Below are 24,417 nucleotides of genomic sequence, written 5' to 3'. Positions count from 1 at the left end.
GGCCATGGCCAGCAGGCACCGACCTGGGGTTCCCCAAAAATGCCGGGCTTACTTCTCAACGACACCCTGGTCCTGCATCTGCGCCCAGAATTCAGCGGCTTTTTCCGCCTGCTGCTTGGCAACGGCATCATTCGCTTCCTTCGCCTTGCGCTCGGCATCCTTGGCGAGATTTTTCGCCGTCTGCTGATAGGTCTCATCCATCGCCTCAAGGGGAACAAAGGCGAGAGCATAAGCGACATTGGCTACACCGGTCGGGGTCTGCCACTTCTCCTGGTACCAGTTTTTGACCTTGACCTTGCTGGCCATATTGACGGACATCTGCTTTTCGAACTCACGGGCACCGGCGGTCGGATCGACCACATCGCTCTCCAGACCGTAGCTCACCCGGGCGCGCTCGAACTTGTCCTTAACCAGCGTCCCCATGTACTGAACCACACTCTTGGTGGCATTGCGTTTGGCGTCGTCGCGGGCGAGCTGTTCGGTGGAGAGTTTCCCGGAAAGGCCGACAAACCACATCTGCCCATCCTTGGTCTCCGGCTCTTCCATGGTCCAGGCCGGACGCTCGGCAGCGGATGACCAGATCAGCGCTTCACCGGGGGTGGGGGGAATGGCGACCGGTTCCTGGGTGGCGGAACAGGCTGCCAAAAAGGCGAGCAATACACCAGATACCAACATGCTCAGGTTTTTTTTCATCGATGAGTCCTCCTTGTCTGGGGTCAGAAATATTTCAGGCACGTCAACGTGAAGCCACAGTAGTAATCATTGCCTGGGCTTCACCGTAAAAATTACCGGCGGCCTTGCCGGCACTGCGCAGGCGACGAACAATGGTCGGCAAATCTTCCCGCAACAAGTAGAGGCCGTTTTCGAGCTCAGCCGCGGCGAGTTTTGGGAAAGGGGTGACCGAGGCAAAGGCCCAGATCTTTTCCCGCCCGAAGGGGCTGGTGATCGTGAACTCGAAACGATCCCTGGCCGAGGGAATCTGCAAAAAACGCCCGGCCGGGAAATGTCCGTCCCCGGAGTAGCGATTGGGCAGAATCTGGATCAGGTTCCGGGCAGCGTCTTCGTAGATCAAAAGGATATAGGCATCCCGGTCAGCGCTGACGAACCAGGAAATCACGTCCCCTTCCTGGAAGGTCTGGCCATCGCCGAGATGGGAAGCGACCTGCAGGTGAATGGCGCCTCCGACAGGTTCGACCAGGGGCGCCACCTCTTCCCGGATCTGCAGTGGCCTCCATTGCAGTCCGACCGGAATTGCCGAGGTGGGGATCGACACTCCGGTCGCCGCCAGCAGCCGGTCGGTACCGGCTTCCCGCAAGGTCAAATCGAGCAGAACCTTGTCCCCGTTGACAGTGTAGGTCGATTCGAGGGCGGCCTGGGCACCGTCAATTATCGCCTGGATCGACGGTGACCCGACGGTCGGAGCGGCACCCTTATTCCCCACAGGCTGGTCAGAACTCAGGGCAATGCCCCGCGTCACGGCCTGGGCCACCACCTGGGCATCCCGGGGTTTCGGTTCGAGAACCGTCAATCCGTTGATTCGGGTAATGTTGAGCCGCAGCTGGCGTTGGATGGCCAAAGCGAGCTCGCTCCCTTCGCGGCTCGTGGCGAAGGTCACCGGGCCGAGGATAACCTTCTCGACCGGCGGCGGCAGATGCCCGGGCCCAGTGAAGAGCTGGTTAACGGCGTTCTGGATGGCGCCATCGAAATCACTGGTGGTCGTCACGGCCTGCAGGCTGTTTTCGACAGCTTCAAAACCGCGGATCAGTTCCGGGTCGAGGGTGGAGAGCTGGCCGCTGGAAGTATCGATGGTCACCCGGTACCGCCCGGGGGCGAGGACCGGGAGGCTGAATTCTGCTTTGCCGGTAGCGCTGGTCGTCGCACGCCCCACCACTTTTCCTGCCGGATCGGAGAGGAGCAGGGGGAGGCCGGAAACCGCCTCGACCTGGCCCGGGTTCCTGGTCCATACCCAGACCGGGATAACGTACCCCGGGGCCGAATCGAGGATACAGACGCTGCTGCAGTGACCGACATCGATTACCAGCGAACTGCGCAGCCGCGCCACCCGCTCCAGGGTTCCCTTTTGCGCCTCGCTCAGGGTGGCAGCGCGCCGGGCATAGACATCGCCCCGACTTTCAAATTGTGCCACCGCGCGACCGAGGCGATCACTTTCCGTTTTGATCAAAACCAGGGTGGTTACCAGGTCGCCGGTCGCCTGCTTGCGGTCGATCTCCTGTAACTTCTGGCGATGCCCATCGAGCAGTTCCGTCAGCTCCCGCTCCGCCTGTTCCTCAAGCCGTTTCTGCGCCTGAAGCTTATTCGCCTGGCGGGAACGTCGCCATTGCTGAACCCTTTCGATTTCGTCGGTCGGCACCGAGACCAGCACATAGTATTTGTAGACCAGCCCCTGGGAAACCCCGCCCCGGGTAGCCTGGAAGGTCTGCCGGTACCACTGCTTCGCTTTGATCCGGCTGACTTCGGCATCGGTATTCTGGGTGGTCTGGTTACGTCCGGCGACGGTCGGGTCGAGAACGGAACTCGATGCCCCGTACATGGAGCGAATGACCTCATCGACTTCACTCACCTCGACACCGGTATATTGCGCGTACTGGAGACGGGCGTTCTTCATCGCGGTTTCCCGGGCATCCTGTTCCGAAGCATGGTGTTCCGACAGGGCAACCAGGTAATGCACACCATTCGCATCGTCAGGAATCGCAAGAGTCCATTCCGGCATTTCCGGTGCGGTCGCATCGATCATGGTGTATTCGGTCGCAACCCGTCCTTCTACGGCTGGAGTTCCAGCAGGCCGCCGAGGTGTCGGGTCAGGGGTTGCAGGCGCGCAGCCGGCCAGCAGCAGCAATCCGGCAAGTAGCCACCAGCGCCGCCCGATTCTGAAATTTGCGGGAAAAACTGTCATTCCTGCTCCAGTTGAAATCGATCCAGGTAACCGGACGGTCAGAGACCGACCGGGATGATCTCCGGGTTAACGGTACGAAACTGCGGCATCGCCATGCCGATATTGGCATTGATGTAGGTCGGATCGCAGATGGTATAGCGTTCACCGGCGATGACGACACTGTCTCCGGGGACCTTGCCGGAAAACCTGACCGCCGTGGCGACGTGCCCCGGGAAGTGCAGGCCGACCACTGGCAGCCCGGTCAGGCGGCGGACCAGGAAGGAGAAAAGGATCGAGCGATCCTCGCAATCCGAATAGGGGAAGAACAGGGTTTCGTCGACAAAAAGGTACTTCTCCTTGCCGAACTGTTCGTCATCGGTCTGATAGGAGAAGGCGGTCTGGACAAACCGGAGCAGCAGGTTGACCGCCTCACTCTCGGTCTTCCCTTCGACCAGGGGCCGTAGCGCATCGAGCAGGGAGCTGTCTGCCTCCGGTGTCATGCGTGCCGCGAAGAAGACCGGGAAATCGGTCTGGGGATAATCGTCAAGGAACCGAACCACCTGCCGGCTGCCGGCGACCTTGATGAGGTAGGACTTTCCGGCATAGCTGAAGCGCAGTTCCCGCGTGAAGGGTTCCCGGCCAACTGTCGGGGGTTGCGCCATATTCAAGGCGAGGGGCTGGTCAACCCCCGGGTAGTCCTTTCCGTAAGTCAGGATGCGACCGGGGTTCTCGACCCCCCGCAAGGTGGTCAGATTGTAGAAACGGGCACCGTTCAGGTTGAAATAGGGCGTCTCATAGATGACCGGGCTGGCCGGGGCCAAAAGGTAGACCTGGCTGCCATAATAACCGACCTTGCAGAGGTATCCCGACTTGGTAAGCAAAAACCAGGTGAAGAGTTCGGCATCGTTGGGTGTCGGCTGGATGCTATCGGCAAGACCCCGCACCAGTTGAAGGTAGCCCCAGTCGTTTAACCCGATTTGCTGTCGCAACCGGCCGAGATCCTCGATCAGCGGTGGAAAGTCGGCGGTACTGTAGGTGGTCCAGACATCACTGATTGCGCGATTGTTTATCTTGTTGCCGAGCTCGGACCGAAGGGCGGGATCAAAGGGAATCGTCAAGGTTGTCCCGAAAAAATTGATTCGGGCGACGTTGGCATTCGGCCCAACCGGTGCTGAAACCGGAGCGATGACCGGTGTCGGAACCGGAACCGGAACCGGCCCGGCCCCGGGACCGGGGACCTGTGCGGGTGCGGGTGCGGGAACCGGTGTAGGAGCCGGTGTAGGAGCCGGTGCCGGTGCAGGTGCAGGTGCAGGTGCAGGTGCAGGTGCAGGTGCAGGTGCAGGAACCGGGATCGGTGTAGGAGCCGGTGCCGGTGCAGGTGCGGGTGCCGGATGGACCCGGGGGCCGCTCGGCTTTACCGCATTATCATCCGGTTTTTGCGAGGCAGGTGGAATAACCTTCGGTTTCGGGCCGATAGTGGCCACCAGTCCTTCGAATTCCTGGAAGGCAGCCCATTGTTCCTGCAAAAATTCAGCAAAATCACGGTCCCGTTCATCCCGGAAAGCGTGAAATTCAGTGCCGATTTCGTCCCGAAACGCTGCAAGCTCCTGGTCGATCTCGGCCTGAAGCGCACCTATCTCCGCCAGGTCGGGGTCAACTTCGCCAGCAGGTAATGACGCGGGGGCCAGAACCACCAGGGAGATAACCAGGCAACAGGCGAACAGCAGGTGCAGGGGGCGCAAATGGTCCATGGAAGTCACTCCGCCTGGGTGGTATGGCTTAGTCGCCGTAGATGACCTGCGCAGCATTCCCGGAAATTTGCGGATTCTGGTCCCGCCCGTAGAGGCGCCGGGCATTGTAGGCTACCTCTTCCTGGAGAAACTTCTTCATTTCGCCGACAGTGACGATACCGTCCCCATTACCGTAGTCCCCTTCATCTGCCTCCCCCTGAATCCCCTTGAGGAAATAACTGGTGAAGAGCCCATGCTCCGATTCGGGATCCCAGGAGGCGACCTCGGACATTCCGGCGGCAGTCAGCACCGTGGTCCCCTTGGAAAGAGTTGGTTTGGTATCTACCAGTTTAAGGGAGATCGAGGAGGCGTTGCGCACCACCGCACCGTTGGAGGAGACCCCGGAAAAGCAGGCGTCGAGAATAATGGTGGTGGAGCGCCCCTGGATCTTGGCCATGTTGGCGTAGAAGGTATCGAGAGGATAGCCGTTGAGCTCGACCTTCAGCGGATTACCGTCCACCGGCAACAGGTACCCCTGGCCGTTGGAGAGTCCCGGCGCCCCGTGGCCGGAGTAGTAAATGAAGATATCCGATTGGCCGGGACGAACCCAGTCGAAGAGTTTTCCCTTGGGATTGTCCTTGGTGCCGAAGGTGCTGACCAGGTCGGCTTGAGTGGCGTCCTTCAGGTAAATGATATTCCCCTCGCGAAAGCCGAGGGTCTGGGTGACGTATTCATACATTGCCTGGGCATCATTGTAGGCATATTCGACGTTAGGAACGTCCTTATTATTGTTTGAATAATAGCGGTTGCCGATGATGACAGCGACACCGTAACGGTTTTCCTTGGTGGTGCGCGGCAAACTGCCGGCGATGGCACCGCCGCCACTGCTGCCGATCCCGGGGGTAGTAGGACCACTCTGCAGCGACGGCAACGTTTTGGCGGCCAGCGCCCGGACCCTGCTGTGGGCATCGTTATTCGCCATCTCTTCCACCGCGGCGACAAAATCACTCCCCCGATAGTCGGATCGGGTCAGGGCGATCAGGGTCGCCTTGCGGATATTGGCATCCCTGTCGGTCAACGCCACCAGCATCGCCGAAACCGCCTCGGGGGTGAGGTCGATCCTTGAAACCGCGACGATAATCTCACCGCGTACCCGGGGGTGGGGTTCAGAGCCAATCATACCGATCAGGGTCGGCAGCGCATCACGGGCCGCCGGACCGATTTTGCCGAGATACTGGGCTGCCGACTTGCGCACGTTGGCGTCCCGGCTGCCAAGAGCATTGGTCAGCCCGGGGACCGAGGCCGGAGAGGTCAGGGCCCCCTTGGAAGAGATGCCGTACTGGTCGTACCAGGCCCCCTCCCCCGGGGTGACTGCCCCGAAGGTCACAAACAGCAGGAGAAAGAGCCAGAGGGGGGACCTGGTGTGGCGCCGAAAACGCGGTAATACTGAATAGATAGACATGGGCACACTCCCCTTGATTCCCGACAGACCGTAGAAAGCACCTGTCGTCGGCAAAGACCTGGCGGTCATCAAATTCACTGAAATGGTACCTAAGTGCACGTGGGTTTTCCGGAGAGTGCGGCAGCGAGATCAAACCGTGGCAGGGCAATCGCTGCGCCAGTACCGGAAGGAAGTTAAATTTTTGTGGTTATTCAGTAGTGTCCGGTTAGCAAATTGCATTCACCCAAAGTTGCAGATAATTGTAAATATTTTCACAAGTTAGCGTATTTTTTGCTTGACAAATCGTCGTGAAGTCGGCGCGGTGATTTTCGTAAATACCTATTTTATATGAGGATTTACGAAAATGTCATTACTTGTTCGCTGCCACCGTACCCGGCTTAGCAGGCGCTCCATTGTCCGACTTTTTACCCCGTTCAAGGGCGCTCTCGAACATGCCCCGGTTCTTGAGGCCCGAGGCAACAGGCCACTGCAGATGACGTTTGAAGATCAGTTGAAAATCCTGACCTACTATCACCTCGAAGAGCATTCTTCGGGGCGTCATCTGCTTCAGGTTCTGACGCAGGAAGATTTTGCCGCGACTCATATTGCACCGCCCGGCGGTATCCGGAAAAGCGCCTTCTTTGAGGCGATCAATACCCGAGGGCTGGAGCAGATGATTCATGTTTACGAAGACCTGCAGAAACAGGTCTCACAAAAGATTCCTGTCGCCAAAGACATCTCCGATCTCGGCGATCTGATCGCCGTCGATGGTTCGCTGATTGACGCTACGCTGTCCATGCTCTGGGCGGACTATCGAGACGGAGCCAAAAAGGCCAAGGTTCACCTGGGGTTCGATATCGGTCGTGGTGTCCCCCAGAAAGTCACATTAACCGACGGCAAGGGCGACGAGCGTCCTCAGGCGGAACGGCTCGTGGCTCCCGGTCAGACAGGTGTCTATGACCGCTATTACCAGTGTTACAAAAACTTTGACGACTGGCAGGATCAGGGACGCCACTTTGTCTGCCGCATCAAAGCCAGTTCTCGTAAGACGGAGTTGAGCGCCAATCCTGTTGTCCCCGGCAGTCATGTTTTCTATGACGCCAGGGTGTTGCTCGGCACCAAAGATGTCAACCAGACCGAACGAGAAGTGCGTGTGGTCGGCTACAAGGTTGACCAAAAATCCTATTGGGTCGCCACCGACCGCTTCGATCTGACCGCCGAGCAGATTGCCTTGATCTACAAGCTACGCTGGACGATCGAGTCCTTCTTCGCCTGGTGGAAGCGCCACCTCAAGGTGTATCACCTGATTGCCCGCAGTCCCTACGGCCTGCTGGTGCAGATCCTCGCAGGGTTGATTACTTATTTGCTGCTGGCCATCTACTGCCACGAAGAGCATGGCGAACGTGTCAGCATCAACAGGGTGCGTGAGCTTCGCAACAATATTCGCAACGAGGCCGCCGAGGATGCGGCCGCAGGCTTAGGGCCTCCCGATATCATTGACTTGGACTTCGGAGCCTATGCAACTTCTTAACCGGACACTACTGGTGGTTATTGAACTATTTTACTTGGGAAATGTCAAGCCAGAGTTGGCCAGAGTTGGCCAGCCTGAGTTGGCCGGAGTGGATGCGCGGGGGGATGAAAATAATCATTTTCCGCAGCGATTGGCGGGGCAGCACGAGAGGACTGCAACTCTTTCCAAAAGCGGAGGGAGGCTGATCGCCTCCCTCGACAAAGCTATTGACGATTTGGCGCCTGGCTATTTTCCGACCACCTGGGTCCGGGTGAAGACCGAGCGCAGCTGCTGCCCCGCTCCCTCGATATTTTCGCGAGCCCCTTCTTCCCGATCGACCAGGGTAACGATGCCGACGACCTCAAGGCCCTCGGACCGGGCCCGCTCGACCGCCTTCATCGAAGACCCGCCGGTGGTGGTGACATCTTCCACAATGACGACCCGGCTTCCGGGCGGCAGATTCTTGCGCCCTTCAAGCCACTGGCCGGTCCCATGCCCTTTCGGCTCTTTGCGGATGATGAAGGCATGGACATTGGTACCTTCAAGGGCGGCCGCAATGGAAGTGGCAGTCGCAATCGGGTCGGCGCCGAGAGTCAGACCACCGACGCCATGAATCGGACCTTCAAATTCCTTTACTTCCTGCCAGAAGGCCTTGCCGACCAGCAGCCCCCCTTTGGCGTGGAGACAGGTCTGTTTGCCGTCGAAATAGAAGTTGCTCTTGCGCCCCGAGGCGAGAGTCACCTCCCGTTCTTCGTAGGACAGGCGGCGGACGATGTCCATCAGTTCGCTGCGTTCTTCCTGAGTCATGAAAAATCCTCCTGTGAAATTAATAGGACCCCTGGGACGCCTGGGGCATATCTCCTATCGGTCCCAGGCTTCCCAGGATTCTGAACTAGAAAAGTCCCAGCTGGCTGTCCGCCTTGAGACGCGGGAACTTGACCGGGTACTGGCCGCTGAAGCAGGCGTCGCAGAAATGCCCGGGGTTCCCTTCCGGAGCACCGGCAGCGGCGCGCATCCCTTCCCTGCTGAGATAGCCGAGACTGTCCGCCGTAATATAGCGGTTGATCTCCTCGACGGTATGGCTGGAAGAGATCAGTTCTTTTCGGGTCGGCGTGTCGATGCCGTAATAGCAGGGGAAGGAGGTCGGCGGACTGGAGACGCGCATGTGGACCTCGGCGGCGCCGGCGTTGCGGATCATCTTGATGATCTTGCGCGCCGTGGTACCGCGCACCAGGGAATCATCCACCACCACGACACGCTTCCCCTCGATCACCTCACGCACCGGGTTGAGCTTGATCTTAACCCCGAAGTGGCGAATCGACTGCTGCGGTTCGATGAAGGTGCGGCCGACATAGTGGTTGCGGATCAACCCAAGTTGGAAGGGAATCCCCGACTCTTCCGCATACCCGATAGCCGCCGGCACCCCGGAGTCGGGGATCGGGATGACGACATCCGCCTCGACCGCATGTTCCCGGGCTAGTACGCGGCCGAACTCCTTGCGCACACCATAGACCTGCTTGCCGAAGATGGTGCTGTCGGGTCGGGAGAAGTAGATGAACTCGAAGATGCAGGGGGACGGCGCGACCTTCTCGCCGAAAGGATGAAAAGACTGCATCCCGTTCTTGTCGATCAGAATCATCTCCCCCGGCTCGATCTCGCGGATGAATTCGGCCTCGATCAGGTCAAAAGCGCAGGTCTCGGAAGCCACCACGTAGGCGCCGTCGAGTCGTCCGAGCGCCAGCGGCCGGAAGCCGTTGGGATCGCGGACAGCCACCATGCGGGTCTCGGTAAGGAAGACCAGGCTGTAGGCGCCCTTGACGCGCATCAGGGCTTCGGTGATCCGGTCCGGCAGGGAGTCGCACTGGGCGCGGGCGAGAAGGTGGATGATCGTTTCGGTGTCCGCAATCGTCGAAAAGATCGACCCCGACTGCTCGAGCTCGTTGCGGACCTCCTGGGCGTTCACCAGATTGCCGTTATGGGCTACGGCGATGGAACCGCGATGGTAGTCGACCATGATCGGCTGGCAGTTCTTGAAATCGTTGCCGCCCGCCGTCGAGTAGCGGACATGGCCGATAGCGCTGCGACCGGAAAGTTCGTCGAAAATGGCGTCACGCTTGAAGACATCGGCGACCAGGCCCATCCCCTTGTAGGCGCGCAGCTTGGCTCCATCCGAGGCAACGATGCCGCAGCTCTCCTGGCCGCGGTGCTGCAGGGCGTAGAGCCCCAGGTAGGTGAGGTTGGCAGCCTCGGGGTGGCCGAAGATCCCGAAAACTCCGCATTCATCCTGGAATTTATCGAACATGTAGGGCTATCCTTTCGGGCGTTTTTACCCGCGTATTCAACACGTTAAATAAAGTTTGAGGGATTCAGGAGCGTAGTCTAGCACAGGCCCCCGCAGAAAAGATAGCCGCTCCCCGGCGACTAGTCGGCCCGACCAGAACTGGGCGCCGCTCAGAGGAGTTCCTGGCGGATAAAAGAGACCGCGTTCTGGTAGAGCCACAGCCCCATCCCCTCCTCCGGCAACTCCTCGCGGGTCCAGCGCGGATGATGGGTACGGTGGACATAGGCTTCCGGGTGGGGCATCAGACCGAAAATCCGCCCGCTCGGGTCACAGAGACCGGCGACCGCCCCTTGGGCACCGTTGGGATTCAGCGGGTACTCCATGGTCGGAGTAAAATCGCGATCGGCGTACTTGAGGACCGTGAGGTGGCGGGCGGCGAGCTGCGCCAGCAGTTCCGGACTCTCGGCAACGAACTTTCCTTCGCCGTGGCGCACCGGGAGGTAAATCCCCTTGAGGCCGCGGGTGTAGATGCAGGGCGATGCGGGATCGACCGCGAGGTAGGTCCAGCGATCCTCGAAACGACCACCGTCGTTGAAGGTCAGGGTAGTAGTCTGGCGCCGATAGTCACCGTCCAGCCCGGGCAGAAGTCCCATCTTGACCATCAGCTGGAAACCGTTGCAGACCCCCATGATGAGTTTGCCGTCGGCAATGAAGCGACCGATCTGGGCGGCCAGGTTCTCCCGGCCGCCAGCCACCCGGGCGTGGGTCAGGCGATTGGCGCCAGCCTTGGCACTGCCGAGGTCGTCGCCGTCGAGGAATCCGCCGGCAAAATTGAGGAAATGGTAGCTGCCGAGTTCGACCCGGCCGGCCAGCAGTTCGGCGATATGAACAATGTCGGCCACTTCGGCGCCGGCCAGGCGACAGGCATTGGCGACCTCGCGCTCACAGTTGGTGCCGTTGCCGGCGATGACGATGGAACGGACCTGTTTCGACATGATTACAGCTCCCTGAGCGGCCGTTGCCAGGCCTCTTTGAGGGTGGCAAGCGGGGCCTTGACCACGATTTCCCCTGCGCAACCGAAGACCAGCAGCTCCGGCTCGGCGATGACCCGGCCGATCAGGCCGCAGACCTGCCCGGCAAAGAGCGCCTCGAAGGCGGCCATCTGTTCCGGGTGCACGGTCACCAGCAGCCGGCTCTGCGACTCGGAAAAGAGCAGGGTGTCGCTGCGCAGCACACCCTCCGTCGGCAGCTGCGCCAGTTCGGCCTGGATGCCGAAGCCGCCGGCAAAAGCGCTCTCAGCGAGGGCAACAGCGAGACCGCCGTCGGAGAGATCGTGGCAGGAGGCGACCAAACCCTGCGCCTGGGCGGCGTTGAGTGCCCGGTAGCGCGCCAGCGCGCTGGCGGCGTCGACCCGGGGGACGTTGCGGCCAACTTCACCGCGCATCGCGTAATATTCGGACCCCCCCAGCTCATCGCGGGTCAGGCCGAGGATGTAGACCAGATCACCGACGCGCTTGACATCCATGGTCGTGGCCTTGCGCACGTCGTCGATCTTGCCGATCACCGAGAAGAGGACGGTCGGCGGAATCGAGATCTTGGTGTCGCCGATCTGGTAGTCGTTCTTCATCGAGTCCTTGCCGGAAATCAGCGGCACGCCGAAGGCGAGGCAGTAGTCATAGAGCGCCTGGTTGGCGCGCACCAGCTGGGCCGCCTTGTATTCACCGTCCGGCGTCTTGTCGCTCTTGACCGGATCGCACCAGCAGAAGTTGTCGAGACCGGCAACGTGCTCGATATTGCCGCCGACGGCGACGAAATTGCGCAGCGCCTCGTCGATGGCGCAGGCCATCATGTGGTAGGTGTCGATGTCCGAGTAACGCGGGCAGATGCCATGGGTCGTCACCACCCCTTCGAAGGAATCGAAGAGGGGGCGCACCACCGGTCCGTCGGCCGGCCCGTCATTATCGACCCCGCAGAGGGGTTTCAGCACGGTGCCGGCCTGGACCTCGTGGTCGTAACGGCGCACCACGCTCTCCTTGGAACAGATATTGAGCCGCGCGAGGAGGTTCTGCAGGGTGGCGTCGAGGTCGAGAGGCTGGGGGAGCTGGGGCTCTGGCGGCGCCTTCTCTTCCCAGCGCGCCGGGATCACCAGCTGGGGGACCCCTTCGTGCAAAAACTCCATGGAGAGGTAGGTGACCGGCTCACCCCGGTAGAGGCAGTGGTAGAACCCCGAATCGGTGAACTGGCCGAGATCGGTCGCCTCGACATCCATCTCCCGGGCGAGGGTCATGAATGCATCGAGCTTGTCGGGCGGAACCGCCACCGTCATCCGTTCCTGAGCCTCGGAAATCAGGATCTCCCAGGGCTGCAGGCCCGGATACTTAAGGGGGGCGCGATCGAGATGAAGTTCGAAGCCGCCGGTATCCTCGGCCATCTCGCCAACGGAGGAGGAGAGCCCGCCGGCGCCATTGTCGGTAATTGAATTATAAAGCCCGCGATCCCGGGCGATGGTCAGAAAATCGAACATCCGCCGCTGGGTGATCGGATCGCCGATCTGCACCGCGGTGACCGGGGAGCCTTCATGCAGCTCCTCGGAGGAGAAGGTGGCGCCGTGAATGCCATCCTTGCCGATGCGTCCGCCGGTCATGACGATACGGTCGCCGACCAGCGCCTTCTTCTCGTGCCCGGGGCGGCCGTGCAGCATCGCCGGCATCAGCGCGGCGGTGCCGCAGTAAACCAGCGGCTTGCCGGCAAAACGCTCGTCAAAGACGATCGATCCGTTGACGGTCGGAATGCCGCTCTTGTTGCCACCGTGCTCAACCCCCTCGACGACCCCTTCGAAGATGCGCCGCGGGTGCAGCAGGCGCGGCGGCAGCGGCTTGCTGTAAAAGGGGGAGGCGAAACAGAAGACGTCGGTGTTGAAGATCAGCCGGGCGCCGAGGCCGGTCCCGAAAGGATCACGGTTGACGCCGACGATGCCGGTCAGGGCGCCGCCGTAGGGGTCAAGCGCCGAAGGAGAGTTGTGGGTTTCGACCTTGAAGACCAGCGACCAGTCGTCGTTGAAACGGATAACCCCGGCGTTGTCCTTGAAGACCGAGAGGCAGAAATCCCGCGATCCCTTGGCCTTGCGCACGTCGCGGGTAGCGCCGACGATAAAGGTCTTGAAGAGGGAATCGACCACCTGGTTGGCGCCATTTTCATCGGTGTATTCAATCTTCGCGGCAAAGATCTTGTGCTTGCAGTGTTCGCTCCAGGTCTGGGCCAGGGCCTCGAGTTCGGCGTCGGTGAGCTGGGCGCCGAGCCCGACTTTGGCCCGCTGCGCCTGGACAGCGGGGTCGGCGATATGGGCCTGGATCGCCTTCATCTCTTCGAGGTTGAGGGCGAGCATCCCCTCCCGGGAGATTTTCAGCAGCTCCGCATCGGAGACGTTAAGGTCGAGCTTTCGCACCTGCGGCTCGGCGCCGCCGGTCACTTTTGGCACGCTGACCGGCAACCCCCTGGATCGATCGAAGCGGTTCGCCGGAACGATGGTCCAGCGCTGGATCAGTTCGTTGGCAAGAAAGCCGCGGGCGATCTTCTCCGCCGTCTCCTCGCTGATCCGGCCGGAGAGGAGGTATTGCACCGAGGTATAGACCCCCTCCCCGGCGGCAAAGGCCCGGCCGGTGAGGTACTGGATCGCCTCCTTGGCGGTGCGTCCGGCGTTGTCGGTCACCCCGGGACGATAGCCGACCTCGATCAGCATGTCGAAGTCGTGGGCCAGGGGCGCGTTGACCGCGTAGTCCTGGATCACCGGATCGGAGAAGGGGCCGGCGGCCGCCTGCTCCAATTCGTCGGCGGTCAGTTGCGCATCGACCGTGTAGACATCCAGCGTCCGCACCCCGTCGAGGGCAATGCCGAGGTGCTGGCGAATCTCTTCCTTGACCCGTTCACCGCGCGCGTCGCGCACGCCGTCTTTCAGGCCGACCACGATTCTCCAGGGCATGGAGTTCTCCTTTGCCAACCGGCTTTCCGAAGCGCCCCAAGAGGCACCAGGAAAAGCCCTGCATATCGATTAGTTAAAGCGAAAGACCTAAGCCGAAATCCAAAGCCTTCTCACGCGGAAAAAATCGGATCAAACCTGAATGAATCTCCCCGCAGCAAGCTACGGGGTATCAAAAGTTTAGATTGATCGCTTTCATCGAAGCAAGCTTCGGGGAATTCGACCCACCTGAGATTAAATTCGGATCAAGCCATAAAGCTCTTGGTTCAAATCAGATTTTTATCCGCGTGAAACGCCTTGCCTTTACCGGGTTTTTGCCTTATTCCCCGAACACCCGCTTGAAGATGGTGTCGACGTGCTTGAGGTGGTAGCCCAGGTCGAAGGCCTCGCGGATTTTTGCCTCGCCCAGCGCCCCGACGACTTCCTGATCGGCGAGCAGTTCGGTAAGGAAATCCTTCCCCTCTTCCCAGACTTTCATGGCATTGCGCTGCACCAACCGGTAGGAGTCCTCGCGGGAGACCCCGGCCTGGGTCAGATCGAGGAGAATCTTCTGGGAGAAGACCAGCCCCTTCATCTGGTTGAGGTTCTTCAGCATGTTCGCCGGATAGACGACGAGGTTTTTGACCAGCCCGGCGAGGCGGCGCAGGGAAAAGTCGAGGGCAACGGTGGCGTCTGGCCCGATGTAGCGCTCTACCGAGGAGTGTGAGATATCGCGCTCGTGCCAGAGCGCAACGTTCTCCAGCGCCGGTACGGCAAAACCGCGCACATAACGGGCCTGGCCGGTGAGATTCTCGGAGAGGATCGGGTTGCGCTTGTGCGGCATCGCCGATGATCCCTTCTGCCCCTTGGAGAAGAACTCCTCTGCCTCCAGGACCTCAGTGCGCTGCAGGTGACGAATTTCAATGGCAATGCGTTCCATCGACGAGGCGATGATCGCCAAAACGCAGAAATATTCGGCATGGCGGTCGCGGGGGATGACCTGGGTCGAGACCGGCTCCGGCTTGAGGCCCATCCTGGCGCAGACGTACTCTTCCACGAAGGGGTCGATATTGGCGAAGGTACCGACGGCGCCGGAAATGGCACCGGTGGCGATTCCCTCCCGCGCCGCCCGCAGGCGGGCACGGTTGCGGTCCATTTCGGCATACCAGGTCGCGAGCTTGAGGCCGAAGGTGACCGGCTCGGCATGAATGCCGTGGGAGCGCCCCATGCAGACCGTCCCCCTGTGCTCGTAGGCGCGGGTCTTGATCGCCTCCAGGAGCTGGTCGAGGTCGGCGAGGAGTTCGTCAGCGGCCTGGACCAGCTGCACCGAAAGACAGGTGTCGAGGACGTCCGAAGAGGTCATCCCCTGGTGGATGAAGCGGGCCTCGGGGCCGACATACTCGGCGACGGAGGTGAGGAAGGCGATCACGTCATGTTTCACCTCGGCCTCGATGGCATCGATCCGGGCGATGTCGAAGTTCCCCTTGGCGCGGATAACCTCGACCGCCTCCCTTGGGATCACGCCGAGCTCGGCCTGGGCCTCGCAGGCGAGGGTTTCAATCTCCAGCCAGATGCGGAAGCGGTTCTCGGGCTCCCAGATCCGGGCCATATCGGGCCGGGTGTAACGTGGAATCATCGGTTACAACTCCTGTCGCAGGTTGGTGGGGGTACCAGGGTCAAAGTTTGAGGCAGCGGCTCGGCCGGGACGGCCCGCCAACGACCAAATCCGGCCGGCACTGGTTCTGCTGGTCGAGCACCGACTGACAGCGGGCGCGGGCCAACTCCGGTAAATTGTTGGTTTCGCTGAGATGAGCGAGAAAGACCCCCTCCAGACCCTCCCAGAGAAGGCCATCGAGCAGGTCTGCGGCCGCAGCGTTGGAGAGATGACCGTGGTTGCTGCGAATGCGTTGCTTGAGCGGCCAGGGGTAGGGACCGTCCCGAAGCATATCTTCGTCGTGGTTGGCCTCGACGACCAGTGCCCGGCACCCCTGCATGCGGTCGGCCACCAGGCGGGTGGCAATGCCCAGGTCAGTAACAACCCCAACCTTGCCCGCAGCCGATTCGACCACGAATCCAACCGGGGCCAGCGCATCATGGGTCAAGGGAATGGCGGTAACCTGCAGGTCCCTGAAGACCCAGGGTTCCCCGGCGGCAAACTCGTGGTGTTGGTCGAGGGAACCGAGCGACGGCAGGATCTCGCGGACACCACCATGCATGAAGACCGGGAGCCGGTATCGCCGGGCGAATGGGCCGAGCCCGCGACAGTGGTCCTGATGCTCATGGGTAACCAGAATGGCATCAAGATCGGCGGCCTCGACTTCGATAGCGGCGAGTCGAAAGGCCAGCTCCCGGGCCGAGAGGCCGGCGTCAACCAGGAGCCGGGTTTCGCCACATTCGAGATAGATGGCGTTTCCCTTGCTGCCACTTGCGAGCAGACAGATACGCAACAAAACTTCTCCCGGCCTGGCAGGCGGTGTGTTTATACCGGAATTCAGATGCCCGTGCAAGGGGGAAATCAGGCCAACACGGCCGTTTCCGAAGGGCTGGATGCTTCCTCCTTAGCCGCCGGGATTTCGGCCAGCGGAAGGAGGACATGGAAGACACTCCCGGGGCAGAGCTGGGCATCGTAGCCGGGGCTTTCGACCCAGATCTCACCACCATGCTTGTCGACCATACCCTTGGCAATGGTCAGCCCGAGCCCGGTCCCCTTCCCTTTGAATGCCGTCTTGCCGGTGAAATGTTCCTCGATGTTGCCGACCTCGTAGAACTTGTCGAAAATATGGACCTGGTCCTTGTCGGAAATGCCGATGCCGGTGTCGCGAACCAGCAGCTCGACAAAGGTGAGCATCTCTTCCGATCCCCCCGCCCCCGCCGTCGTCAACTTGCGTCCCCGCTGCGACGGCGCCTTCCTGGTGGTCCGGGTCTGGATGGTTATGGTGCCGTCATCCGGGGTGAACTTGATGGCATTGACCACCAGATTGGTGATGACCTGGAAAATCCGCGGTCCGTCACATGAGGCCAATGGCAGCCCCTCTTCCAGTTCGAGGACCAGGTGCTGATGTCGCTGCCCGATAAAGAACTCGAGCTCGGCGACGGTCTGCCGGACCAGTTCGTTGACATCGGTGGGACGGCGCTTGAGGCGCAGGCGCTGACTGTCGAGCATGGAGACGTCCACCATGTCACGCACGATCCCCGAGAGACGCTCGGCCGCATCGCTGATATGCTGCAACATCGGCAGCAGCGCCGGATCGATCTTGCCGGAGAGCTCGCCCAGCAGCAGTTCGGTGTAACCGATGATGACGGTCAGAGGTGTCTTCAGTTCGTGAGACGCAACGCCAAGGAATGAGTCCTTCATCTTATTGAGACGTTCGAGTTCGCGGGTGCTTTTTTCCAGGTTCTCCTTGGTCTCCCGCTCCTGGGTGACATCACGGATGATCGTCTGCACCATCCGCTTGCCATCTTTGCCGGTCACCGGTGAGGAACGGGCCCAGCCGACGAGGCGGCGGCTATCGGAAGGACGGACAAAACAGAGTTCGGCCTCCAGGGATTCCCCCTGCAGAACTTGCCGGTGCAAGTCGTAATGGGATTCGATCTCCTCGCTCTGGATCCGTTCGAAAAAAGAGAAGAGATTCTTGCCTTCAGTCTTGGCGCGGGGTACGGCAAAGAGCGCTTCGGCCGCTTTGTTGATCAGCACGATGCGGTCTTCGTCGTCACTGACCAGAATCGCATCGGAGGCATCCTCGAGCAAGGACCGGTACATCTCCCGGCTGCGACCGAGTTCGGCCCCGATCGCCTCCTGGTGTTCATACGATTCCTGCAGCTGCAGGTTGGTCTCCTCCAGTTCGCTGTAGCTCTGGCGGATCTTTTCGTCACGATCACGGAGCGAATGGGCCATATCCTGAAGGGCGGTGGCAAGTTCGGCGAAATCCCGGGTCGGCATATTCGGCACAGCGACCCGGAAGTTCCCGGAGGCGATCTCCACCGCGACCGTGCAGAGCCGGCGAATCGGTCCGATCAGGTTGCGCTTGGTGTAAAAGACCACCAGGGCAAAGACCACGAAAAAGGAGACCGCCAGCACCAGGATCGACCGCTGGAAAACCTTGGTGGTATGTTCCATCAGGACACTGCTCGGAAAGCCGATGCGAATCCGCCCGGCCAGGGAGCCATCAGCGGCCATCAGGGGGAGCGTGACGTCATAAAATTCGCCGAGCCCGGGAATCAGAACAAGGGCGGTGTGATCATTGATGGAGGAGAGAAATTCCCCAATGGCCGACAGGCGCAGGGCGGGATTACTGGAGTAGAGGGAAGAACCGACCCGGTCCTCGATCAGGCAGTAGAAAATTTCGGGGTCACTGGCGACGATCTCCTGGCAGCGGGCACCGATCCCTTCCATTTCATTCAGGGGGATCCCGAGGCCAAGGACCTTCTCCACCGAACTCTTAAGTCCGGTGGCCAGGGTCTGACAACGGAGCAGGATGCCATCCCGGTAGTCCCTGCGAAACCCTTCGATATTGAGCCCCGTATTGAACGAAATGGTCAGGGTCAAGACCAGAAAGGCGAAAATCAGAATGCGTTTTTCGAGGGTATTCTTCATCTACTGCACACAGGACCGGCTTCTCGACCACCGAAAGGAGAGGACCGCCAAAGGGTTGCACCTAAATAGCATATCGTCCGGCAAAGGGCAACAGAACAATCCCCCGCCTGGCACTGCTGAATGACGGTTGACGGCGAACCTTCCATCCGCTATTATCGGCCCATAGTGCCGGGATGCTAAGTTCTTGTTTTAAATCCGGCTTTCACCCCTCCCTGAACTTCAATGCGCAGAAAAGGAGAATCGCCCATGGCTGCCAGAATTGCCATCAACGGTTTCGGACGGATCGGCCGCAACGTTTTTCGTGCGGCATTCAACCATGGTGCCATGGAGGTGGTCGCCATCAACGATCTCACCGACGCGGCAACTCTCGCTCATCTGCTGAAATACGATTCGGTCCACGGCACCTTTGCACCTAACGTCGAGGTGAGTGGCGACGATTTAAGTGTGGCCGGAAAAACGGTCCGGGTCCTGCGCCAAAGGGATCCCGCCGCCCTCCCCTGGAAGGAGCTCGGCATCGACATCGTCATCGAATCGACCGGCCTCTTTACCAACCGTGCCGATGCCGCCAAGCACCTCAGTGCCGGCGCCAATCGGGTCGTCATCAGTGCACCCGGCAAGGAGGCTGACCTGACCGTCTGCATCGGGGTAAACCAGGAAGAGTTCGACCCGGCCCGGCACCGGGTCATCTCCAACGCTTCCTGCACCACCAATTGCCTGGCCCCGGTCGCCAAGGTGCTGCTTCAGGAATTCGGCATCGTCAAGGGACTGATGACCACAGTCCACTCCTATACCAACGATCAGCAGATTCTCGACCTGCCGCACAAGGACCTGCGCCGGGCACGGGCGGCAGCCCTGTCGATGATCCCGACCACGACCGGCGCCGCCAAGGCGGTCGCACTGGTTCTGCCGGAGCTCAAGGGGAAACTGGACGGCATGGCGGTCCGGGTACCGACACCGAATGTCTCCCTTGTCGACCTGGTCGTTGAAACCGGCCGTCCGACCAGTGTCGACGAGGTCAATGCAGCCTTTCGCAAGGCAGCGGAGGGCCCTCTCAAAGGCATTCTCAATTACTCTGCCGTCCCCCTCGTTTCCATCGACTATAACGGCTGTCCCGCCTCATCCACCGTAGACGCCCTGTCGACCGCCGTAATCGGCGGCAATATGGTCAAGGTTCTCTCCTGGTACGACAACGAATGGGGCTATTCCAGCCGGGTCGTCGACCTGGTCAACTTCATTGCCGGCCGCTGAGCACCGGATTGGCAGAGGGCAGGATCTGATAAGCCTGCCCTCTTCCTTTGTCCACCAGCCGACCGGCGCCAGCCTTGACACCCTCTCGCCCTGTTCCAGGAGGCACCATCATGTTTAACAAAGTCACCATCGAGGACCTTGAACTGAAAGGAAAGCGGGTTTTCTGCCGGGTCGACTTCAACGTCCCCCTCGATGACCAGCGACAGATCACCGACGACACCCGGATTGTCGCCGCCCTGCCGACCATTCGCTCCATTCTCTCCCGGGGGGGACGGCTGATCCTCGCCTCCCATCTCGGCCGGCCCAAGGGAAAATCGAATCCGAAATACAGCCTGGCGCCGGTGGCCCCTTACCTCTCCCGGCTTCTCGGTCACCCGGTGGCCATGGCGGGGGACTGTGTCGGCCCCGATGTTGAAAAAACGGTCGCCGCTCTCGCCGATGGCGAACTCCTGCTGCTGGAAAATCTTCGATTCTATCCCGGCGAGGAAGCAAACGACCCTGAATTCTGCCGGCAACTGGCGCGACTTGGTGACGTCTACGTCAATGACGCCTTCGGTACTGCGCACCGGGCCCACGCCTCCACGGAGGGGGTAGCCCGGCTGCTGCAGCCGGCAGCCGCCGGCTATTTGATGGAGAAAGAGCTGCGCTATCTCGGCACGGCCCTGGCCAATCCGGCGCGTCCTTTCGTGGCGGTCATCGGCGGGGCCAAGGTTAGCGACAAGATCGAGGTCATCGAGAACCTGCTGAGCAAGGTCGACAGCCTGGTGATCGGCGGCGGCATGGCCTACACCTTTCTCAAGGCCCGCGGTGTCAGCTGCGGCCGCTCCCTGCTCGAAGCCGACAAGGTCGAACTGGCGGCCCACCTGCTTGAGCAGGCGAAAGCCGGCGGGGTGAACCTGCTGTTGCCTGAAGATCACGTCACTGCCGCAGAGTTCAGCGCCGAGAGCGAACCCCTGGTATGCGGCAACGACAACTTCCCGGCCGAACGGATGGCTCTCGATATTGGCCCGCGCACCGTCCGTACCTACGCGGAACTTCTCGGGAAGGCGGCTACCGTCGTCTGGAACGGCCCGATGGGGGTCTTTGAATTCCCCGCTTTTTCCCGCGGCACCTTTGCCGTTGCCGAAGCAATTGCCGAATCGGGGGCGCTGTCGATCATCGGCGGTGGCGATTCGGTGGCGGCCGTCAACCAGGCCGGGCTGGAAGCGAAGATGACGCACATCTCCACCGGCGGCGGCGCTTCTCTCGAATTTCTCGAAGGGAAACAGCTCCCGGGCGTGGTGGCCCTGACCGACAAATAAGGTTTTCCCGGCAGGACGACAGGGTCCTGACCGTGCAACTACCTATCTCCCCACAGGAGGGCAGTTCCCCTCCCCGTCACTGCAGGAGGACAAAATGCGCACTCCGCTGATCGCCGGAAACTGGAAACTCCACAAGAACCGGGCCGAAGCCCTGGCCCTGGTTGAAGCGCTCATTCCGGTGGTGGCCAATTGCCAGGAGCGCGAAATCGTCATAGCTCCCCCCTTCACGGCACTGGCGCCTGTCGGCGACGCCCTGGCGGGAAGCAACATCCAGCTTGCCGCGCAGAACTGTTACCCGATGGCGAGCGGTGCTTACACCGGGGAAGTTTCACCGCAACTCCTGGCCGATGTCGGCTGCCGCTATGTCATTGTCGGCCACTCGGAACGCCGGCAGCTCTTTGCCGAGACCGACGCCTTCATCAACCAGAAACTGCAGGCGGTTCTCGCAGCCGGTCTCAGCGTCATTCTCTGTGTCGGCGAAACCCTGGCCGAGCGGGAGGAGGAGCGCATGCTCGATATCCTCACCCGGCAGGTCAAGGAGGGACTAAAAGGAGTAACGGCTGAGCAGATGGCCGGGGTCGTGATTGCCTATGAACCGGTCTGGGCAATCGGCACCGGCAAGGTCGCCAGCAACGATCAGGCGCAGGAAGCCCATTCCTTTATCCGCGGTTTGCTGCAGGGGTTATCCGACCCGGAGACCGCACTTGCCACCCGCATCCTCTACGGCGGCAGCGTCAAGCCGGACAATGTCGACGGCCTTATGGCCGAAGCGGATATCGACGGCGCCCTGGTCGGCGGCGCCAGCCTCAAAGCGGCCGACTTTGCCCGGATCGTCGCCTTTCAGCCGGTCTGACGCGGGAGATAATCCTGCCCCCTTCAGCTTTTTGCTTGGCGACATCGGTCGACTGTGCTAAGGTGCGCGTTGTTGAAATTTCCCAAGGTGCGAGGAGTTTTAATTCATCATGACCTACCTGTTAATAGCGCTGCATGTCGTCGTCTGCATTGCCCTGATCATCATCGTCCTGCTGCAGGCCGGAAAGGGCGCTGAAATTGGCGCCTCCTTTGGCGCCGGGGCCAGCCAAACCGTGTTCGGCGCTTCCGGCGGCAAGAACTTCATGAGCCGGATGACCTCCGCCGCGGCGATCATCTTTATGCTCACCAGCCTCACTCTGGCCTATTTCTGGGGCAAGCCCGGCAGCTCCAGCCTGATGCCCGAAGCGGTCGCTCCCGCCGCTTCCAGTGCTCCGGCACCGACTGCTCCGGCCCCCGCCGCTACCCCCGGGAAGGCGCCGGAGGAAGCACCCGCGGCCGCGCAAAAAAATTGATCGTTCCCTGCCTTTGCTGTTGACAGCGGCAAAGCGAATCAGTATAAATGTTCTCCGTTCGCCAGCGCATCCAGGCTCGGCGAACAGCTCAAAAGCCAGTCATTCTGCGGTTGTGGTGGAATTGGTAGACACGCTAGCTTGAGGGGCTAGTGGCCGCAAGGTCGTGGGAGTTCGAGTCTCCCCAACCGCACCATCATCAAATGAGCAAGAAAGGCCGCAATCCATTGGATTGCGGCCTTTCTTCATTACCGGCAGTCGGAAATCGATTCGCCCGCGCGGCATTGCCAAAGGGATTGCCTTCGGCTAGTCTTCTCCCAACCCACTTTTTTGCGGGAGGTGAACCATGTCCAGACTTGCCCCGATCTTTTGTACGCTGCTCCTGGCGATTGCCCTCTGCGCCAGTGCGGCGGAAGGACCCACGGCCGAACTCGGCGCAACCCTCTTCACGGCAACCACCCTCGGCAGCAACGGCAAGAGCTGCGCGAGCTGCCACCCGGCCGGCAAAGGGCTCGGAGAATTGGCCGCCTATTATGATGGCCAGCTCAAGGAGATGATCAACTTCTGTATCCGCGATGCGCTGAAGGGAAAGATGCTCAATCCCCAGGCCCAGGAGCTCGATGCGCTCCTCGCCTACCTCAGGACCTTCGGCAAACAGTAACCGCTGCTCAGCAGCCGCAACCGCAGTTGTGGCAAACGACCTTGTTGCTCCCCTCCGGCTCGATCGTCTCCGGCGCAAAGGCGACGCGATTGACCCCACGACGGATATCCTCGAAGAGGTCCCGATTGGGGCTGGCGCCGATGATATGCCCGAGGCAGAGGTTGCTGAAACCGTCCCTGGGAGAGCGGATGCGTACGGCATTGAGAAGATCGCCGTATCCCTTGACCTCGATCGTCACCTCCGCCTCCGGGCCCTGGACCAGGGCGATGCCAAACGGTTCCAGTTCTGCCGCCAGGCGGCCGAGAAAGGCCCCCAGGGCCTCCTGGTCAAGGGGATATTGCCAGTCCTTGCGGGAGAACTCCCGTCGATAGAGATTGACACTGATCTCCTTCTGCTTTGTCACGGTCTGCCTTCCTTCTCCTGAAGTTGCTGCGGATGCAGCATTCTTACCCCCGCCGGTGGTGCCGGGACCTCGCTGAGCGTTGCCCGGGTCAACATCACTTCGAACTCCCCGGCAACCCCGGGGCGCTGGTAGTCAATCGAGAGCGCAGCGCCCGGCGGACCCCACAGGGTTTCCCGGCTGAGGGTCGCCAAGTTGGTCCCCGCCAGTTTCTTCCCACCGACTGCCACCAGCAGATCCCCGGGCCGGATGCCCGCCTGTTCTGCCGATGACCCGGCAACGACCTGAATCACCACCAGGTTGCCACTCGCCAGACCGACCACCTGCAAACCGACGCCAGCCATTTCCTCACCCCAGACGCCGCTGGCAACCAGCAACACCCCCGGCACGACCAGTGCTGCGACAAGAAATCGCAACACCCGCCTCATAGCTGATGGATCCAGGAGGTGTCGCCGCTCCCCTGCCGCAGGATTTCGACCCGGTCGTCAATCAGGCTGATGACCGTCGACGGCTCCCCGAGCAGGACGCCGCCATCGATGACGGTATCGAGCATTCGCCCGAGGCGACTGTCAATATCGGCGGGATCATGCAACGGTTCTTCGCCGGAGACATTGGCGCTGGTGGTCACCAGGGGATGACCGAGTTCGCGCACGATGGCCAGGGCGATCGGATTATCCGGGATACGGATCCCGACCGTCTTCTGCCGGGTGGTCAGCAGGTCGGGAACAAGCCGGGTTGCCTCGAGCACAAACGTAAATGGACCGGGGAGGTTGCGTTTCATGGTCTTGAAAGCGAAGTTGCTTACCTGGCAATACCTGGCGGCATCGGAAAGGTCGGCACAGATAAAGGAGAAGGGTTTGCGCGGGTCGCGCTGCTTGATCTGGTAAATCTGCTTGACCCCCTTCTTATTGAAGATGTCACAACCAATCCCGTAGGTGGTGTCGGTCGGATAGGCGATTACGCCGCCCTGTTTGAGTATTTCGACCACCCGGTGAATCAGCCTGGGCTGGGGGTCCTGGGGATTGATTTCGAGTATCATGGCGACCTCCAAACTCGGGTTCTAGCCTGCTGGCAGTTTACC

The 24,417-nt window shown here is 60.8% G+C and carries 19 protein-coding genes, 1 tRNA gene and 1 pseudogene; 7 read left to right on the top strand and 14 right to left on the bottom strand.

What is annotated here, in order from left to right:
* Positions 1 to 48 precede the first annotated feature (48 nt).
* The 4 genes from ACYQ8E_RS03060 to ACYQ8E_RS03045 form a co-directional block, all read right to left on the bottom strand.
* Positions 49 to 693 carry a hypothetical protein gene (locus tag ACYQ8E_RS03060; RefSeq protein ID WP_066726893.1) on the bottom strand — a complete coding sequence of 215 codons (645 nt, stop codon included), beginning with the start codon at positions 691 to 693 and terminating at the stop codon, positions 49 to 51.
* Between the two features lie 43 nt (positions 694 to 736).
* Positions 737 to 2,755, bottom strand: a complete 2,019-nt coding sequence (locus tag ACYQ8E_RS03055; RefSeq protein ID WP_459860067.1) for a DUF4384 domain-containing protein — start codon at positions 2,753 to 2,755, stop codon at positions 737 to 739.
* 197 nt (positions 2,756 to 2,952) lie between these two features.
* Positions 2,953 to 4,011 carry a hypothetical protein gene (locus ACYQ8E_RS03050; RefSeq protein ID WP_459860065.1) on the bottom strand — a complete coding sequence of 353 codons (1,059 nt, stop codon included), beginning with the start codon at positions 4,009 to 4,011 and terminating at the stop codon, positions 2,953 to 2,955.
* Positions 4,012 to 4,672: 661 nt separating this feature from the next.
* Positions 4,673 to 6,085 carry a HEAT repeat domain-containing protein gene (locus ACYQ8E_RS03045; RefSeq protein ID WP_459860064.1) on the bottom strand — a complete coding sequence of 471 codons (1,413 nt, stop codon included), beginning with the start codon at positions 6,083 to 6,085 and terminating at the stop codon, positions 4,673 to 4,675.
* Between the two features lie 343 nt (positions 6,086 to 6,428).
* Between ACYQ8E_RS03045 and ACYQ8E_RS03040 the strand changes: the two are divergent.
* Positions 6,429 to 7,529: pseudogene (locus tag ACYQ8E_RS03040) on the top strand (IS4 family transposase); the annotation flags it as partial.
* A 291-nt stretch (positions 7,530 to 7,820) separates the two neighbouring features.
* Here the strand turns inward: ACYQ8E_RS03040 and pyrE are convergent.
* From pyrE to ACYQ8E_RS03005, 7 genes are all read right to left on the bottom strand, one after another.
* Complete coding sequence (pyrE, locus tag ACYQ8E_RS03035; RefSeq protein WP_459860062.1) at positions 7,821 to 8,381, bottom strand: orotate phosphoribosyltransferase; 561 nt, start codon at positions 8,379 to 8,381, stop codon at positions 7,821 to 7,823.
* 85 nt (positions 8,382 to 8,466) lie between these two features.
* The gene (purF, locus tag ACYQ8E_RS03030) at positions 8,467 to 9,876 is read right to left on the bottom strand and encodes an amidophosphoribosyltransferase (RefSeq protein ID WP_459860061.1); all 1,410 of its coding nucleotides are present in this window, start codon (positions 9,874 to 9,876) and stop codon (positions 8,467 to 8,469) included.
* A 149-nt stretch (positions 9,877 to 10,025) separates the two neighbouring features.
* Entirely contained in the window at positions 10,026 to 10,850 is an 825-nt protein-coding gene (locus ACYQ8E_RS03025) for a phosphoribosylformylglycinamidine synthase subunit PurQ (RefSeq protein WP_066726879.1), read from the bottom strand.
* Between the two features lie 2 nt (positions 10,851 to 10,852).
* Positions 10,853 to 13,834: a phosphoribosylformylglycinamidine synthase subunit PurS gene (locus ACYQ8E_RS03020; protein WP_459860059.1), complete on the bottom strand. Its 2,982-nt coding sequence runs from the start codon at positions 13,832 to 13,834 to the stop codon at positions 10,853 to 10,855.
* A 316-nt stretch (positions 13,835 to 14,150) separates the two neighbouring features.
* Positions 14,151 to 15,446, bottom strand: coding sequence for an adenylosuccinate lyase (gene purB / locus ACYQ8E_RS03015; RefSeq protein WP_066726875.1), 1,296 nt, complete (start codon positions 15,444 to 15,446; stop codon positions 14,151 to 14,153).
* A gap of 40 nt (positions 15,447 to 15,486) precedes the next feature.
* Positions 15,487 to 16,260, bottom strand: coding sequence for an MBL fold metallo-hydrolase (locus tag ACYQ8E_RS03010; protein WP_335339869.1), 774 nt, complete (start codon positions 16,258 to 16,260; stop codon positions 15,487 to 15,489).
* A 65-nt stretch (positions 16,261 to 16,325) separates the two neighbouring features.
* A complete protein-coding gene (locus tag ACYQ8E_RS03005) occupies positions 16,326 to 18,404 on the bottom strand; it encodes an ATP-binding protein (RefSeq protein WP_066726873.1) in 2,079 nt (692 codons plus the stop codon).
* Positions 18,405 to 18,650: 246 nt separating this feature from the next.
* Here ACYQ8E_RS03005 and gap point away from each other — a divergent pair, with 246 nt between their 5' ends.
* The 6 genes from gap (at position 18,651) to ACYQ8E_RS02975 (ending at position 22,936) form a co-directional block, all read left to right on the top strand.
* Entirely contained in the window at positions 18,651 to 19,652 is a 1,002-nt protein-coding gene (gap, locus tag ACYQ8E_RS03000; protein WP_066726872.1) for a type I glyceraldehyde-3-phosphate dehydrogenase, read from the top strand.
* 110 nt (positions 19,653 to 19,762) lie between these two features.
* Positions 19,763 to 20,953: a phosphoglycerate kinase gene (locus ACYQ8E_RS02995; RefSeq protein ID WP_066726870.1), complete on the top strand. Its 1,191-nt coding sequence runs from the start codon at positions 19,763 to 19,765 to the stop codon at positions 20,951 to 20,953.
* Positions 20,954 to 21,047: 94 nt separating this feature from the next.
* Positions 21,048 to 21,806 carry a triose-phosphate isomerase gene (gene tpiA, locus ACYQ8E_RS02990; RefSeq protein ID WP_066726868.1) on the top strand — a complete coding sequence of 253 codons (759 nt, stop codon included), beginning with the start codon at positions 21,048 to 21,050 and terminating at the stop codon, positions 21,804 to 21,806.
* A gap of 109 nt (positions 21,807 to 21,915) precedes the next feature.
* Entirely contained in the window at positions 21,916 to 22,278 is a 363-nt protein-coding gene (gene secG, locus ACYQ8E_RS02985) for a preprotein translocase subunit SecG (protein WP_066726866.1), read from the top strand.
* A 106-nt stretch (positions 22,279 to 22,384) separates the two neighbouring features.
* Positions 22,385 to 22,471, top strand: a tRNA-Leu gene (locus ACYQ8E_RS02980).
* Between the two features lie 150 nt (positions 22,472 to 22,621).
* Positions 22,622 to 22,936 (top strand): hypothetical protein, encoded by a 315-nt coding sequence (locus ACYQ8E_RS02975; RefSeq protein WP_066726864.1) that lies wholly within the window; start codon positions 22,622 to 22,624, stop codon positions 22,934 to 22,936.
* A gap of 7 nt (positions 22,937 to 22,943) precedes the next feature.
* Here the strand turns inward: ACYQ8E_RS02975 and ACYQ8E_RS02970 are convergent, their stop codons facing one another.
* Genes ACYQ8E_RS02970 through ACYQ8E_RS02960 form a run of 3 tightly spaced genes read right to left on the bottom strand, consistent with a single transcriptional unit; the run spans position 22,944 to position 24,375 of the window.
* Complete coding sequence (locus ACYQ8E_RS02970) at positions 22,944 to 23,339, bottom strand: hypothetical protein (protein WP_066726861.1); 396 nt, start codon at positions 23,337 to 23,339, stop codon at positions 22,944 to 22,946.
* Positions 23,336 to 23,752 (bottom strand): PDZ domain-containing protein, encoded by a 417-nt coding sequence (locus ACYQ8E_RS02965; protein ID WP_459860054.1) that lies wholly within the window; start codon positions 23,750 to 23,752, stop codon positions 23,336 to 23,338. Before ACYQ8E_RS02965 ends, ACYQ8E_RS02970 begins: the two co-directional genes overlap by 4 nt.
* A gap of 8 nt (positions 23,753 to 23,760) precedes the next feature.
* Positions 23,761 to 24,375, bottom strand: a complete 615-nt coding sequence (locus ACYQ8E_RS02960; RefSeq protein ID WP_066726857.1) for an L-threonylcarbamoyladenylate synthase — start codon at positions 24,373 to 24,375, stop codon at positions 23,761 to 23,763.
* Positions 24,376 to 24,417: the final 42 nt, after the last annotated feature.

This window comes from Desulfuromonas carbonis (assembly GCF_054658035.1).
The sequence above is the reverse complement of the archived record's forward strand: the minus strand, read 5'-3'. Positions and strand labels throughout refer to the sequence as shown.

What these genes read in the sequence shown, in the direction of transcription:
- ACYQ8E_RS03020 (WP_459860059.1), bottom strand. Translation starts at nt 13,834, where the DNA reads ATGCCCTGGAGAATCGTGGTCGGCCTGAAAGACGGCGTGCGCGACGCG.
- ACYQ8E_RS03045 (WP_459860064.1), bottom strand. Translation starts at nt 6,085, where the DNA reads ATGTCTATCTATTCAGTATTACCGCGTTTTCGGCGCCACACCAGGTCC.
- ACYQ8E_RS03025 (WP_066726879.1), bottom strand. Translation starts at nt 10,850, where the DNA reads ATGTCGAAACAGGTCCGTTCCATCGTCATCGCCGGCAACGGCACCAAC.
- ACYQ8E_RS02975 (WP_066726864.1), top strand. Translation starts at nt 22,622, where the DNA reads ATGTCCAGACTTGCCCCGATCTTTTGTACGCTGCTCCTGGCGATTGCC.
- ACYQ8E_RS03055 (WP_459860067.1), bottom strand. Translation starts at nt 2,755, where the DNA reads ATGATCGATGCGACCGCACCGGAAATGCCGGAATGGACTCTTGCGATT.
- ACYQ8E_RS03005 (WP_066726873.1), bottom strand. Translation starts at nt 18,404, where the DNA reads ATGAAGAATACCCTCGAAAAACGCATTCTGATTTTCGCCTTTCTGGTC.
- secG (WP_066726866.1), top strand. Translation starts at nt 21,916, where the DNA reads ATGACCTACCTGTTAATAGCGCTGCATGTCGTCGTCTGCATTGCCCTG.
- purB (WP_066726875.1), bottom strand. Translation starts at nt 15,446, where the DNA reads ATGATTCCACGTTACACCCGGCCCGATATGGCCCGGATCTGGGAGCCC.
- ACYQ8E_RS03060 (WP_066726893.1), bottom strand. Translation starts at nt 693, where the DNA reads ATGAAAAAAAACCTGAGCATGTTGGTATCTGGTGTATTGCTCGCCTTT.
- pyrE (WP_459860062.1), bottom strand. Translation starts at nt 8,381, where the DNA reads ATGACTCAGGAAGAACGCAGCGAACTGATGGACATCGTCCGCCGCCTG.
- ACYQ8E_RS02995 (WP_066726870.1), top strand. Translation starts at nt 19,763, where the DNA reads ATGTTTAACAAAGTCACCATCGAGGACCTTGAACTGAAAGGAAAGCGG.
- tpiA (WP_066726868.1), top strand. Translation starts at nt 21,048, where the DNA reads ATGCGCACTCCGCTGATCGCCGGAAACTGGAAACTCCACAAGAACCGG.
- purF (WP_459860061.1), bottom strand. Translation starts at nt 9,876, where the DNA reads ATGTTCGATAAATTCCAGGATGAATGCGGAGTTTTCGGGATCTTCGGC.
- gap (WP_066726872.1), top strand. Translation starts at nt 18,651, where the DNA reads ATGGCTGCCAGAATTGCCATCAACGGTTTCGGACGGATCGGCCGCAAC.
- ACYQ8E_RS02960 (WP_066726857.1), bottom strand. Translation starts at nt 24,375, where the DNA reads ATGATACTCGAAATCAATCCCCAGGACCCCCAGCCCAGGCTGATTCAC.